Annotated in this window: 14 protein-coding genes and 1 tRNA gene; 6 read left to right on the top strand and 9 right to left on the bottom strand. The window is 51.3% G+C overall.

The features are described from left to right. Window positions 1–137 precede the first annotated feature (137 nt). The gene (locus ACYOR7_RS08505) at window positions 138–2,741 is read left to right on the top strand and encodes a spermine/spermidine synthase domain-containing protein (RefSeq protein WP_479913620.1); all 2,604 of its coding nucleotides are present in this window, start codon (window positions 138–140) and stop codon (window positions 2,739–2,741) included. Window positions 2,742–2,762: 21 nt separating this feature from the next. On the opposite strand, the gene ACYOR7_RS08500 is transcribed toward ACYOR7_RS08505, so the two are convergent. Continuing rightward, window positions 2,763–3,845 (bottom strand): hypothetical protein, encoded by a 1,083-nt coding sequence (locus ACYOR7_RS08500; RefSeq protein WP_479913619.1) that lies wholly within the window; start codon window positions 3,843–3,845, stop codon window positions 2,763–2,765. A 139-nt stretch (window positions 3,846–3,984) separates the two neighbouring features. Here ACYOR7_RS08500 and ACYOR7_RS08495 point away from each other — a divergent pair, with 139 nt between their 5' ends. After that, the gene (locus ACYOR7_RS08495) at window positions 3,985–4,251 is read left to right on the top strand and encodes a nickel-binding protein (protein ID WP_294806164.1); all 267 of its coding nucleotides are present in this window, start codon (window positions 3,985–3,987) and stop codon (window positions 4,249–4,251) included. On the opposite strand, the gene ACYOR7_RS08490 is transcribed toward ACYOR7_RS08495, so the two are convergent. Together ACYOR7_RS08490 and ACYOR7_RS08485 are read right to left on the bottom strand one after the other, a co-directional pair. Beyond that, window positions 4,248–4,790, bottom strand: a complete 543-nt coding sequence (locus ACYOR7_RS08490; RefSeq protein ID WP_479913618.1) for a hypothetical protein — start codon at window positions 4,788–4,790, stop codon at window positions 4,248–4,250. The genes ACYOR7_RS08495 and ACYOR7_RS08490 overlap by 4 nt on opposite strands. Window positions 4,791–4,868: 78 nt before the next feature. Beyond that, window positions 4,869–5,342 carry a pyridoxamine 5'-phosphate oxidase family protein gene (locus ACYOR7_RS08485; RefSeq protein WP_479913617.1) on the bottom strand — a complete coding sequence of 158 codons (474 nt, stop codon included), beginning with the start codon at window positions 5,340–5,342 and terminating at the stop codon, window positions 4,869–4,871. Window positions 5,343–5,689: 347 nt separating this feature from the next. Here ACYOR7_RS08485 and ACYOR7_RS08480 point away from each other — a divergent pair, with 347 nt between their 5' ends. From ACYOR7_RS08480 to ACYOR7_RS08470, 3 genes are all read left to right on the top strand, one after another. Continuing rightward, a complete protein-coding gene (locus ACYOR7_RS08480) occupies window positions 5,690–5,812 on the top strand; it encodes a hypothetical protein (RefSeq protein WP_294806156.1) in 123 nt (40 codons plus the stop codon). An 83-nt stretch (window positions 5,813–5,895) separates the two neighbouring features. Further along, complete coding sequence (locus tag ACYOR7_RS08475; RefSeq protein ID WP_479913616.1) at window positions 5,896–6,381, top strand: hypothetical protein; 486 nt, start codon at window positions 5,896–5,898, stop codon at window positions 6,379–6,381. A 507-nt stretch (window positions 6,382–6,888) separates the two neighbouring features. Further along, window positions 6,889–7,629 (top strand): polysaccharide deacetylase family protein, encoded by a 741-nt coding sequence (locus ACYOR7_RS08470; RefSeq protein ID WP_479913615.1) that lies wholly within the window; start codon window positions 6,889–6,891, stop codon window positions 7,627–7,629. Window positions 7,630–7,710: 81 nt separating this feature from the next. Here the strand turns inward: ACYOR7_RS08470 and ACYOR7_RS08465 are convergent, their stop codons facing one another. The 5 genes from ACYOR7_RS08465 to ACYOR7_RS08445 form a co-directional block, all read right to left on the bottom strand. Continuing rightward, window positions 7,711–8,262: a hypothetical protein gene (locus tag ACYOR7_RS08465; protein ID WP_294806147.1), complete on the bottom strand. Its 552-nt coding sequence runs from the start codon at window positions 8,260–8,262 to the stop codon at window positions 7,711–7,713. Between the two features lie 250 nt (window positions 8,263–8,512). After that, window positions 8,513–8,998 carry a VOC family protein gene (locus ACYOR7_RS08460; RefSeq protein WP_366137698.1) on the bottom strand — a complete coding sequence of 162 codons (486 nt, stop codon included), beginning with the start codon at window positions 8,996–8,998 and terminating at the stop codon, window positions 8,513–8,515. A gap of 95 nt (window positions 8,999–9,093) precedes the next feature. Next, a complete protein-coding gene (locus ACYOR7_RS08455; RefSeq protein WP_479913614.1) occupies window positions 9,094–10,098 on the bottom strand; it encodes a methyltransferase in 1,005 nt (334 codons plus the stop codon). Between the two features lie 226 nt (window positions 10,099–10,324). Next, window positions 10,325–10,924, bottom strand: a complete 600-nt coding sequence (locus ACYOR7_RS08450) for a hypothetical protein (protein WP_479913613.1) — start codon at window positions 10,922–10,924, stop codon at window positions 10,325–10,327. A gap of 803 nt (window positions 10,925–11,727) precedes the next feature. Then, window positions 11,728–11,818, bottom strand: a tRNA-Lys gene (locus tag ACYOR7_RS08445). 86 nt (window positions 11,819–11,904) lie between these two features. Here ACYOR7_RS08445 and ACYOR7_RS08440 point away from each other — a divergent pair. Next, on the top strand, window positions 11,905–12,870 hold the full coding sequence (locus ACYOR7_RS08440; protein WP_294808253.1) for a radical SAM protein: 966 nt from the start codon (window positions 11,905–11,907) through the stop codon (window positions 12,868–12,870). On the opposite strand, the gene ACYOR7_RS08435 is transcribed toward ACYOR7_RS08440, so the two are convergent. After that, the gene (locus ACYOR7_RS08435; protein WP_479913612.1) at window positions 12,867–13,496 is read right to left on the bottom strand and encodes a cyclase family protein; all 630 of its coding nucleotides are present in this window, start codon (window positions 13,494–13,496) and stop codon (window positions 12,867–12,869) included. The two genes, ACYOR7_RS08440 and ACYOR7_RS08435, sit on opposite strands and share 4 nt — an antisense overlap. Window positions 13,497–13,510 lie beyond the last annotated feature (14 nt).

Here is a 13,510-nt window from a genome sequence, read left to right as displayed (position 1 = left end):
GGGTTTAACCGGTGCAGGGCAGGCGCAAAAAAAGCGCCGCTACCCTAAGAAAATTCCACTAGTTTCCTATAGGTTCGCCCTTCATTTGATTAAACAATGATTGCTGCATAGACTTTCAAAAAGAGGGGGCGCGGGATTTGCTTGATAGTTTGAAGACGAACAACAACAGGAACATGCTGGCCTTTCTGATGGCTGTCCTGTTTTTTGCATCCCTGAGCACGGTGCTATTCGAGCTTGCGCTGACCCGCGTGTTTTCCATAATCCTGTGGTATGACTATGCGTTCATGGCCATTTCAGTCGCGTTCTTTGGGCTCGGGATAGGCTCTCTTCTCGTGCACATGCAAAAGGACTATGGCAATGCGCGGCGCAAGGGCAGGTTGTGGCGCTGGCTGTCGATGCCGCAGCAGATGACTCCTGCGGCGCTTGCGAAAAAGATAACCGAGCATTCTATCGCGTACGCGGTAACGGTACCCCTGTTCATACTGGCGGTGGCGTTGATTCCACCAAACACGTCGTACATCTATGTATTCTATCTAATCTCGTCTGTCCCGTTCTTTTTTGCAGGGTCCATAATGGCGCTCGTGTTCTTTGCCATGCCGCGGCAGATAAACAAGCTGTACTTTGCAGACCTTGTGGGTGCCTCCTCCGCGGCGCTGATGCTTGACCCGCTGATGCTCGGCCTCGGCGCCGAGTCGGTGCTCCTGTTGACGTCGCTTCTGGTCGCCGGCTCTGCAATCATCGGTGCGCTGCTGCTCCTGAGAAACAGGAAAAAGGCAGAGGGACCGGCGGTAGAGCCGGCAGCGGTCATGACCAAAAGATCGAAAATATCTGCCGCCGGAATCCTTGCGGCGCTTGCAATCTTGCTAATAGTCAGCAGCCCTGCCGCAATGGCCGCGATGCAGCCGCAGGTGGCAAAGGGGATAGACTATTTTGCCAAGGTGCATCCCGGGCCCAACAAGGGGCTGTACTGGCAGCTGAAAAACCCCGACTTTGAGCATTTGTCTGCCCAATGGAACTCGTTTTCGAGGGTCGACGTCACAAGGCAGCATTCCCTTGACGGCGTCGATATAGGTGCCGGCACGCCGGTCAGAAGCTCGCAGGAGCTCGCCCATATCATAATAGACGCAGACGCCGGCACGCCGATATACAGGTGGCCTTCCGGTGACAGAGCAGAGCTTGCGTGGATGCGCGACTACATGGACTATGTCCCGTACGACCTGAAAAATCCTGGCCACGTCCTTGTAATCGGCGGTGGCGGTGGCGAGGACATCATGATGGCCCTTGCCGGGGGCGCGGACAAGGTGACTGCCGTCGAGATAAACCCGATGATAGTATCTGCTGTGAAGCGCTTTGGAGGTCCAAACAACGTGTACGACAACCCGAACGTCAACCTGTTCATAGACGACGGCAGGCGCTTCATCAGCTCCTCAAGCGACAAGTACGACGTGATAACTATAAAGCTGGTTGACTCGTGGGCGGCGCAGCTCGCAGGGGGCTACGCCCTGTCGGAGAACTACCTCTACACCACCGAGGCGTTCCAGCAGTATTATCGACACTTGAGCAGCGACGGGATTCTTGTCATGATCCGCTGGAACTTTGAGCTTCCCCGGCTCATGCCCATAGTGGCCGAGTCGGTGGCAAGGGAGACAGGCCAGAGTATGGAGGACGCAAGCAAGCAGATAATGGTGGTAGAGGACCGCCCTGGCCTTTACTTTGGCCGCACGCAGGACTCGCAGCAGTATTACCCCGTGCTTGTCATGGTCAAAGCGGCGCCCTTTACTGGCGATCAGGTGGATCTGGTGAAGCAAAAGGCAGAGGCCGGCCGGGCGGACGTGACTATGCTTGCCGACTCTATGATAAAGCCGCCGTACGACAAATTGTTCTCAAGCGCCAGCACATACAGCGACTATGTCTCTGCGTCCGGCCTGTCAAACCCCAAGATCCCGACCGACGACTCGCCCTTCTACTTTGCAAAAGAGCCGGTGCCGCAGCAAATGGTGGTGCTGCTTGAAACCGTGCTTGCCATCTCTGCAGGATTGTCGGTGATTCTGGTATACCACGCAAGAAAGACCGGGACGAAATTCAGGCAGGGCGAGCCGGGGATGGCTGCGCGCATGGCCGGCTTTGTGCTGTTTGCAGTCTTTATCGGCCTTGGCTTTATGATACTGGAAATAACGTTCATCCAAAAGTTCCTGCTGCTCCTTGGCACTCCGATAATGGCCCTGACCGTGATACTGTTCTCCATACTGCTGTCAAGCGGCATCGGCGCATACTTTAGCGGCAGAGTGTTTGGCGACAGGCCGCACAGGGCAGTGTTTCTGTCCGTGCCGGTGCTTGCAGGCATTATACTTGCCTACTTTTTCTTCCTGCAGGAAATAATCGATTCGAGCATCACGATGGAGCTGTCTTCAAGGGCCGCGCTCACCTTTGGCCTCTTGTTCCCCTCCGGACTCTTGATGGGGTTCCAGTTCCCCTCGCTCATCAAGATGGCGTCCATGCGTCTTGGAAATGGCACGCAAAACAACAACAATAATACTACTCTCCTGTGGGGGATAAACGTGGTAGCGTCCATACTGGGCACTGTTCTTGCCGCGACGCTGGCCATGGTGATAGGGTTCAACGGGAACCTGCTTGTCGGCCTTGCGATGTACGCCGGCGCCGGCGCGTCGGCGCTGTTGTCGTTTGTGGCAGGAAAAAGGTACTATGCAAACCAGGCGCTCCCGCTGACAGAGCGCGAGTAAAATCCGCTTTGTTGATTGTCATCATTCATTGTCTGCGCCCATCTTCCAGTCGCGGCGATAGATCTCGTCGCGCAGTTTTTGTCCCTTGAACATGTGGAAATATGCCTGCCTCACCCTGCTCTGCCTTTCGAGCTCTGCCTGTATCCACAGGCTCTCAAACATCGAGTAATAAGTAAAGACCGTCGACTCGCTGTTGGAGTACGTTGCAAGGCCCGTGGCGTCAGAAAACGCGCTTTTAGAGTCGTCGCCTACCTCAATCGCAAGCGAGTAGGTCTGGTCTACCACCAGAGTCGTTATCTTGCTTTTTACGGATTTTTCGATAAACGCCACGTCGATGCGGTCGTGCTTTTGCTTTATCTTTTGCTTGGATGCATCCTTCATCGTCTCGTCGTCGACCTTGACCAGCACCTTTACGGCCACTCCGCGGCTGCTGGCCTCTCCAAGCAGGTCCAAAATGCCGTCTTTTTCCGCCCTGTAAAAAGAATTGATGGTTGAAAAGAGAATGAGGATGTCAAACACGGCCGAGTCTGCCAGCGCCTTTGCAAGATGCAGAATCTTGGAAGGTTCCCTTATTGTCTCGATGAATTCCCGCTGGACTCCGCGCTCAATTTCCCGGAGCTTGTCTTTTGCTGGAGCCGTCCTGCCAAGCAGGCTGTCAAACAGGTATTGCTGCATCCTGACAAACTGCGGTTGCCTGGTCAAAAGCGCCTGACATGAGAAACGCCCTTCGTTTATGTTGTCTGCACAGCAGATGTACGTCGAGCCGTCGACGATGCAAAAGCTGCCGCCGGCTACTCCCTCTGCGTGATGTACGTCGGCGTATTTCATCAGTTGGCTGGAGGCTGCGGCATTGTCCTTGGTGATGCTGGTGATGATGCGCAAGTACAGGTTCTTCTTCTTTTTCTTGAGCTCTGCAAGAAACGCCGCCAGCTGCTTTGCGTTTGCAGCCTGCCCGAATCCTGCAAGCGGATCGAGGCAGAAATCAACCTTGTCCGCCGCGCCTGACAGGAGGCTGAAAATGTCCGGCTCGTCAATCAATACCACAAATCCGCTGATATTGCTTTCAACAGCGAAATTGTTGTACGAGGATGACTCTCGACTCAATACGCCTGTTCATTGCAATGCTAAAGATATAAAGTAACAAAACACATATTATGCGAGATTTTTATAGAAATTCCGATTGTCGAATTAATTAAATACACGGTCACAAGTCTTATATTCTAAATTTCCTATTATGCTACTTGTGCCGATTTTCCTCGACGTCCACAAGGTGCCGTTCAGCGAATCGAACCTGAAGGAGTTGTGCATGTCGCCGACCGACGAGTTTGGCGTCAGGCACGTCAACCTTTTCTACAACAAGGATTCTGGCATGTGCTTTTGCCTGCTGGAAGGACCTGACATGGAAGCAATCGAAAAGCACCATTCCAAGGTCAACATAAAATGCGAATGGATAACAGAGGTCACGCTGGCCAGACAGTTTAGTCCAGCCGACAGCAGCAAGACCGCCTAATTCCCTTCAAACCGTTTGTGCTGCACAAGGTCATGCTGGTTCTGAAATTCCTTGCCACACTTGTCGCATATGTAATTTGACTGCGCCGTGGGAGGAATTTCCGTATAGTCATTTCTTTCCTCGTCCTTGTTTGCAACTTCCCTTTCCTTTATGCTCCCGCCGTGTATTTCCTCCCTTACAAAGTTGGGATGCTTCCTAGTCTCGTCGGTTATCTGGTTTTGTTGCTTGTATTTTGTGCCGTTTTCTTGCACTGCCTTGCGTACATGGTACGCGTCTTTAAACGCAAAATAGCCGTTGAGGCTTTCAAACAAGCCGATGATGTCTTGATCCTGTGTCCTTTTGCTGACGTGCTCAAGGATCTTGTGCTTGAACGCCGGAAACTGCAGGTCTTGCAATTGATCAATGGCGCGGTCTATGAAATCGTCGTCTCCTCTTGCAACCCGCTCGATGGCGCGGTTGATTTTTTCAGTGTCAAACGTTGGCTGGTGGGCTGCAGCGCCAATGGTGTCCTTGCTGCTGTCCGCGGCGCGCCCTGCCATACGTTTTATTCGCATTAATTTTTAAAACAGTTTCCAAATGCCATGCTTTTGCAGCTCTGTTACGCAAATTGCGAATCTCTACATTGCCTTGCCAAAATCCCATGCAGAATAGAATTTTGGCGTGATCTCGATGACAAGTTCCGTCCCGTCTTCTGCCCTCTCCATCAGCATCTTTGCCAGCGGGTGTTCGAGGGTGCCAAGATATTTCAGGTTTATCCTTTCCATGAGTTGCATGTTCTTCTGTTTATCCTCTGACATGCTTGCCTCTCCCCTTCCCTTCACCCCCTTGTACGGGAAGTTTTCGTCGTCGATGGAAAAGTAGATTTTGCCCTTGTTTTTCTGTATGTTCTGAATCTTTTTTGACGCCTTGTGCGTTGCGATGTATATCTTGCCAGACTCTTTGTCGTGGTAGAACCACAGAGGTTGGATGTTCGGGTAGCCCTGCTCATCGATGGTGGCAAGCTGGATGTTGAGCTTGCTTTCAAGGAATCTTTCCACTTCCGCCTCGGTGACGGGATTGGGCATCCCTGGCATTGCCTGCACGAGTTTCATGCATGTTTTAGGGATAAATTTTGATATAAACATTGAGATGCAATGCAACATCCTCAAACCCGTATATGGAAAAGATGCACTATTGCCCTGTGCAGGTCAAACAGTCAACAACAGGCGACATCCTGATAAACATAGTCGGCAGCGGCACAACAAGCACCGCACAGCATAGCAGCAGAATATATGCGCGCGTGTATGTCATGAAAGAAGGGTCATGCAAAATAATACACCAATCATTAACGGCAAAATGAAATGCTTGCTTAGGTAGACGAGGCAACAGTATGAAAATGTGCCCCAAGCCGACGCGAGACGGCGGTCATCATACCTTGGCTGCAGCATTGCGTCTATTCTTGTCTTTGCAATCTCGCTATCGGGGCATAATTCCCAATATCCTAATAGTAATAATCACGTCCCTTCGCAGCAGCAACAGCAACACCGACATCATTATCATCATCCGCGTCACGATATTCTAGTCATCAAGCCAACGTTTACAAGCGCGGCCTACAAGCCCGGCGGATTCTATGACTATTACCGGGGCAAATGCAGCACTAGATGCTTGACAGTCAAGCTGGACGCACGGTATACGATAGACTCGATGGGCTATGCAGGGAGCAGAAATGCCCTGAAAATGATAAAGGACATGGGCGTCGCCGACTTTGTGTCCGACCAGAGGGTCACGAAAAACCCCTCGATTCTGGCAAACTATCGCAAGGTCATAGTCCTTCACAACGAATACGTCACTCAGGTAGAGTTTGATGCGATAACACGCCATCCAAATGTTATGTACCTGTATCCAAACGCGCTTTACGCGCTCGTATCGTACAACCCCAAGGACGCCGCAATCACTCTGGAAAGAGGCCATGGCTTTGGCGGGGTGAACAACGCGTTTGGCTGGGGGCCTTCAAAGAGCACAAAAAATGAATACGACACGTCATGCGAAAACTGGCGGCTCCTTAGAGTTGCAAACGGCGTCATGCTGAATTGCTATCCCGAGTATCACATGCTTCATGATGAAAAATTGCAGGCCGCAATCAAGAGCTGAAGCATAGAGCGCATATACGGCCTTTTTTGTTGTTTTTTACAATAAAGCGATCCTGTCTTTGTAACGAAAAGATGAGGTCAGGGGAGCGCAATGGTCCGTGGCTCGGCCGCATTGTGCAGGCCGGACTCTTTTCCTGGGATATGAACAAGCCGCTCAGCCTGACCCCGTCTTGCCTTCGTAAAGGCGCCTGAGTATTTTATTACTTGTGCAGAGAACGTATAGAGGCTTTTCCCGCAACGGCGGTTATCGCCTTGCTATTAATCTCATTCTTTCATGGGTTTCTCACCACAAAGCCTAAGATTGACGTCGGCCACTTGAGCTGTGGATGACCGAGGTGGCAGGCGCCACATGTTGAAATTTGACAAGTGGGCTGTTGTTGTCGTCTGCGCGGTTATGCTCTCAACAGGATTGGGGTTGCTGGTGTTTGCAATACCGCTGCAGAATCCCTCAAGGCATGTCGCCCCAAACGGGCAACCGTCTCCACAGCCGCCTATGCGGTGCAATTGTGTGATCTTTAGGGCAGACGACATACAGGACTACTGGAAGCAGGGGCCGCAGGTCGCGCTACTCGACGTCTTTATCAGCAAATCCGCGCCCCTGTCAGTAGGAATAGTCATGAACCACTACGGAAGCGACCCTGTCATAGTAGGCAAGGTAAAGGAGGGCGGCACGCTTTTTGAATACGACATACACGGCTGGAATCATGTCGATTATGCCACCCTGAGCGCACACGAACAGGAAGAATCGTTAAGCCAGGCGCAGGCAAAGATGGAGTCAGTCATGGGCAAGGGAGCCAAAGTCTTCCTTGCGCCCTACAACAACTTTGACAATGGCACCCTTGCCGCAATGCGGCTCAGCGGCCTTGAAATAATCAGTGCAAGCAAGGACGACCGGTATCCTTACGCGCCTGCCAAAGACACCGTGGGAATATTCCACATGCCGCAAAGCATCAACTATGGCTACACTGGAAGCTCTGGCAGCGCAAGCCGCCACCAGTGGCGTACTGTTGCAGAAATGAAGAGTGCCGTTGACGCAGACATTGGTGCCAGGGGCTGGGCCGTCGTAACGATACACCCGCAGGACTTGGCCAAGTATGACGAGAATGGCAACATGCTAAACGTCGCAGACGGCCAGAGGGCCGATGCACTCAAGACCCTTATCGACCAGCTGCGCACAGATGGCAAGACCCTTGCGACTTTCGAGGGCGCGATGCAGATAATGAATGTTAATCCTTCTGCTCTAGGCTAATCCAAGAGTAAAGAAAAACATCGGCCGGCAACGGTGCGCTTTGCCGGCGGCCTCTGTCTGTTCTCTATGGTGTTTCCCGTCCTATAGCTTGTTGCCCGCGTCCTGGACCATCGCCTTCATTTCGGCATCCGTGTGGTCGGTGGTTGCTGCCGGGGACGGCTTGCCGTTGTTGTACGCCTGTATGAACCACTGCTTTATGGAGTGGTGCTGTCCCATCTCGTCCTGAAGCTGGACGACCCTGTCGAACAGCAGCTTGTCCCTGCTCTTTTCCACAAACTGCATGAACGCTTTTACGTCGCCGGCGGGCATGTCCTTGCATTTGTCGCTTCCAACCGGCTTGCCAGAGTCATCTGTGCACCACCATGCCTGGAACGCGTTGAGGTTGTCTGCCTCCGACTTGGTCGAGTTGTAGTGCCAGGTGTGCTTCTCTAAAAACCTGTAGCCGCCATGCAAGTGGTTGATGTATTCGCTGTACTTGTTCTTGACCGTGCTTTTCTGGGCAGCCTGAGCACTTGCTGCCGGTGCGACAGAAGAAACCAACAGTATGCCTGCCAAAAATGCAATGCTTGCGGCCGACAGGATAACCAAGGTTGTTGCTCTCTTTTTTGCAGTACCGTCTCTTTGAAAATTCATTTCATTTTCTCCTCGTTGTACTCTGCGAGCAGGTATCAAAGACTAGTGCCCACCGAAACGGAACTTGAAGATCATTTTGCCCTCTAGAGCATTGTCCAATGTACAATTGCGTACTTGAAATATCCAGACACATGTGCACTAGGATTTTTGCACACGCGCCCATTTCTCAGAGTCTGAAATGACGCCGTCAAGCGACGCGTTCAGGTGCAGGATTATCTTTCCCATCTATCATCTTTTCTTCTTCTATCTTCTATTGCCCCGCGTACGCCTTCTTCAAGCCCTCGATGTCAATCTTTTTCATCTGGAGCATCGCCTGCATGACCCTTTCCGATTTCTTTGGGTCCTTGTCCAGCAGCATCTCGCCTAAAACAGTGGGAACGACCTGCCAAGACACACCAAACTTGTCTTTGAGCCAGCCGCACTGCTCTGTTTCTCCGCCCTTTGAGAGCTTTTCCCACAACTCGTCTACTTCCTTCTGTGTTTCGCAGTTCACGACAAATGATATTGCCGGCGAGAATTTGAAAACCGGACCGCCGTTCAACGCTATGAATTGTTGTCTTTCAAGTTCAAACACCACGGTCATTACCGTCTCCTTTTGCCTTCCGGAAGCCCCAGCTCCCGCTTCTCCATAGCGCGTGGTGTCTATGATTTTAGAGTTTTTGAAGATGGAGGTGTAAAACCGGGCTGCTTCTTCGGCGTTGCTGTCGAACCACAAAAACGGAGTGATCTTTTGTATGACGACTTTGCTCATGGGTGTCCTATGGCAAATGGCATAAAAGGCGTTGCTCCCCTTGGGGAGTAGCCGAATTTCAGGTCACAATCGAAAAACAGTCACGCTTTTCTTGCTTCAATCACTCCGATGATCCTAGAGGGCGGATAGTGTGTCCGGACATGACTGAATCCTGCCTGTTCGAGTAAGGACTGGTATTCTTTTTCGGTCCTTTCTTTTCCTGTAAGCGCGCAGAGCATGTGTATGTCAAACAGCTTGGAAAAATGCGGGTTTTCCGGCTCTGGAACTACATGTTCCACGATGAATAGCCGAGCTCCGGGAGCGGCCGCGCTTTGAATGTTGGACAAAATCTTTATGCACTCTTGGTCATCCCAGTCATGAAGAATCATTTTCATGATATAGGAATCAGCGCTTGGAATTTTTTGGAACATGTTTCCCGGCACATATCTGCACCTGTCTTCAGAAATGCCCATCTTGCTTGCCCAAAGCAATTCCTTATCACCGATTACCTGCTCTAGCTCTAGAACCGTGCCTTTGATGTGCGGGTGCCTTAAAAGTAGGTTGCAGATGAGGTGGCCATGGCCGCCGCCAACGTCACACAGGTATTGGACTTTTGAAAAATCACATCCATCTAATGCTTCAAGGACCAACTTGGTGTGAGTTGCAGAGTAGCTGCTCATGGCCTCGTTAAAGACTTGTGCGTAGGACGGATGATGGGCTGCGTAATCAAATATCCTTTCGCCAAACTCACGGACAAACCCATCTTGCTTGCCGTCCTTTATCATTGCCGGGAGATGCTTCCAGACGGCATAGTGTTCGGGACCTTCCTCCAAGAGCGCAGCGCCCCTCAAAGTCTGCGGGTTGTCACTGCGCAGCAGCTGGCCCATTGGAGTAATGGAGAAGCGCCGGTCGTTTTGCTCTTCTTTTAGCAGGCCGATAGAGCCAAGCGCTCTTAATAATCGGTACGACAAGGCGGGATCAAGACCTAATTCATGTGCCACTTCTGCCGCATTTTTCGGGTTAGAATCTATCAGTTCAAAGATGCCTAGTTTGACTCCAGCATAGAGAATCTGGCTCTTCCACCTTCCAAATATTATATCTGCCACTTTTTCGTAATCTGACAACGTATAGTATCGAAAAGGTCCGAGCTTCTTAATTGTATTGTGGTGTGATCTCTGTATTTCAGGCTTCTAGTTGACAATAGAACCTGTGAGAGCGGGCCCGCCGGGGTTGCCAACGACATAAGATGCGAATACTACCACAATAAAGGCAAGGCCATCGGGGCGGCTAAAAAGCGCCTACAACTTTTCTTCGAGATTTCCAAGAATGAGCTTAAAGGAGCTTACTCCAATATAAGGTCCGGACTCTACCAATTATTTTTTGTTTTGTTTGAATCCTGCCGAAGATGATAATCAAACTCGCCATTCCGGCTGTCAAGGCCAACATCGCGAATGGAAATTCCGGAACGACATTAGTCCCGGTGATAGTTATTTCATGAGCACCTGTATTCGGAGCCTGCAGCTGGATGGTTCCGTTATCCCCGTCATCTATTACGATACCGTCCGTTAATTCCTGACCATCGAGAGTTACTACATATGGTCCTGCTAGCAGCTTATCAACGGAAACGCTAGTCATGCTACTAGTTTCATTTCCACCTCCTTCCATCCTAAAGGATAGTCTCTTCTGTTCCTCGTCAAAGTTCACGTTGGAGATTTTTGCGTTGCTTGATAGATTCAAGTCAACTATAGTCCCATTCGCCTGAACTTGATGCAGATTATCAACGAGGTGGTACAGCACAGCAAAGGTTTCCTTAAGACTCGCGGGTTTATCCACCTTCAAACTATGAAGCGACTCCATGAATTCGCCTACATTCTTATCAAATACGCTAGAGTCAGCACTGAATAGAAGCAATACAACGTTCTTGTCGGTCATGAATACGTATGAAGCAAGCTTGAAAGCTCCTTGACCTTCATGGGAGAAGGACACTGGAATGTCGTATTTAGCAACTCAATCCTATTGATAGTAAGAAAACCGTCACCCGAGTTGCTGCATTCTTTGAGGAGATACTCTTGAAATGCTCCCGCCAGACCTTGGGGACCAGTGAATGTAGCATTTTCGAATGCAGACCTTGGGAGAGGAAGTATGGCCATCGCGACTGGTTCTGGCGGCTGTCCTGTGGAATTATCGACCGCAGGGGATGCTGAAGCAAATCCGTCGGCTTCCCGTCCTACCCATCCATGCGGGATATTCATCTCGATTCCTGCCTCGGCATTGATGTACCTGTCGGTAAAGGGGGTTGTTTGGACAGCAACAGGAGGTACTTGGGCGGAAGCTGGCTGAGGTTGGAAGGCGAAAGAACCTGAACAGAGCAAGATTGCAATAAGAATCGCAAATGCAATCGGAGCCCACCTGAGAGTCAAACGAGCAATCGTTTATGGCTAATCTCAATTGAACATAAATGAGGGGGCCAAGATTTGAGGATTATTTAGGATTCCTCCTATGAATATTCTAGAATAATGCTCTGCATATTCAAATATAGTTTGTTAGGACCGTCGGGTCTACAACACGCTTTGGCTTCTGGCACCAATGGAAAGACACAAGCTATCAGGACGGCTGCTTCGCTATTGCAGGCAATGCGTTATGACGTGCGCACTAGCCTTAAAAGAACTATCAATTACCACTACCATTGTAGTTGTGGAGAGTTGGAAACGCGCGCACACACAAGGAAAAGTACGCGGGCCCGTCGGGATTCGAACCCGAGACAACCGGATTTCTTTCTGTGGAAAGTTAAAAGTCCGGTACTCTACCTGGCTGAGCTACGGGCCCACACCCGCACGTAACGCTTGAGCTGGGCTTAATTTAATGGTATTTCAACCAGCACCTTTAATTGTGGCGCTCATGATGAATTTGTAATGGTGGACGTAATCTACGGGAGGGGCTTTACTGACCTTGCCCGCGAGATGCCCTTTTACATTAGCATTATAAAAAAAATGGTCGCTTATCGCCTCTTCAAGAGCAAGGCGCCGATGTACGGCTCTGTAGATGTCAACAACATCTGCAATTTGCACTGCACGCACTGCTACTGGTGGCTCAACCGCAAGGAGGGAGAGGACCTCACCGCGGAGGACTGGCGCAAGATAATCAAGGAAAAGATAAACAAGAACCACCTCTTTGTAGTGACACTTGTCGGTGGCGAGCCTACCATGCGCCCCGACGTCATCCAGACTTTTTGCGAGGAAATGCCCCGGCGAGTCTGCGTCGTTACAAACGCCACTTTTCCGCTAAAGCGCTTTGACGACCTCTATTTCTACTGGGTCTCGATGGACGGCACTGAAAAGATCCACGACACTATCCGAGGCAAGGGCTCGTACGCCAAGACAAAGCAGAACATCCTCGACTATATCGCCGGGCCGGACAGGCAGGGCAAGTCTGCATGGAGAGACATCTGGCTCACCATGACGATAAACTCGCAAAACTACATGACCGTGGAAGACCTGACGGAGGAGTGGCGCGGTAAAGTGAACAAGATAGGCTTCCAGTTCCACACGCCCTTTGCAAAGGGCGACCCACTGTTCATGCCCTTTGGAGAAAAGCGCAGCGAAGTGGTGGACAAAATAATCGCATTAAAGAAAAAGTACCCTGACTTTGTGATAAACTCGCCCAAGCAGATCTCGCTCATGAAGGGCAACTGGGGCGGCGTAGGAACGACGCCCGTCGACTGCCCGTCGTGGGCCATCATGTCGTTTGACCACATGGGGCGCATAAAGATGCCCTGCTGCATAGGAAGCGCCGATCCCAAGGCGCAAAAGCCGCTCTGCGAAGAGTGCGGCCTTGGTTGCTACTCTATCCTTGTCGCGCAAGGTATAGTGGGCAACTAGAGAAGGAGCGCAAGTGCCCTCACGGGCGAGCCAGACGCGCCGGCAAGTTTTAACGGCGCCATTACAAGCGTAAACTTCTTTTGCTTTATCTTGTCGAGGTTGCAAAGGTTCTCGACTGCAAGCACGCCTGCTGGCAAGAGTATGTTGTGCGCCGTGAATTTTGCATCAAAGCCGGCGTCGATACTCGGTCCGTCTATTGCCACCGCGTTCACCTTTTTCTTTGCTAAGTACGCCGCAGCCTTGCCCGACAGGCCCGGGTTTTTAGTCATGTAGTGGTTGCTCTTGTACTGCCGCTCCCAGCCCGTGGCAAACATCACCGTGTCGCCCTGCCCGACCTCTTCTGAAATGTCCTCGATCTCTATCAGTTGGTCCGCCTTTTTTGTCGTCTTTATCAAAACCGCCTGCGAGACGAGCCTCGACGCGGAAATGCCGTCGATGGCCTGCTTGCCGGGCGCAAAGTGGGACGGCGCGTCCATGTGCGTGCCGGTGTGGGTACTCATGTGCACCACCTCCGAGTCGTAGCCGTGCACGTCAGACTTGGACCATGCCACAAACGTCGGCTGCGGCGAGCCGGGAAACACCTTGGTCGCCGGCGACACCCTCATTGTGAGGTCGATTACCTTCATGCTTTTTCCTCGCA

The organism is Candidatus Nitrososphaera sp. 86-2, assembly GCF_056726185.1.
Note: the sequence above shows the minus strand (reverse complement) of the source record. Positions and strands in the feature narration are given on the sequence as shown.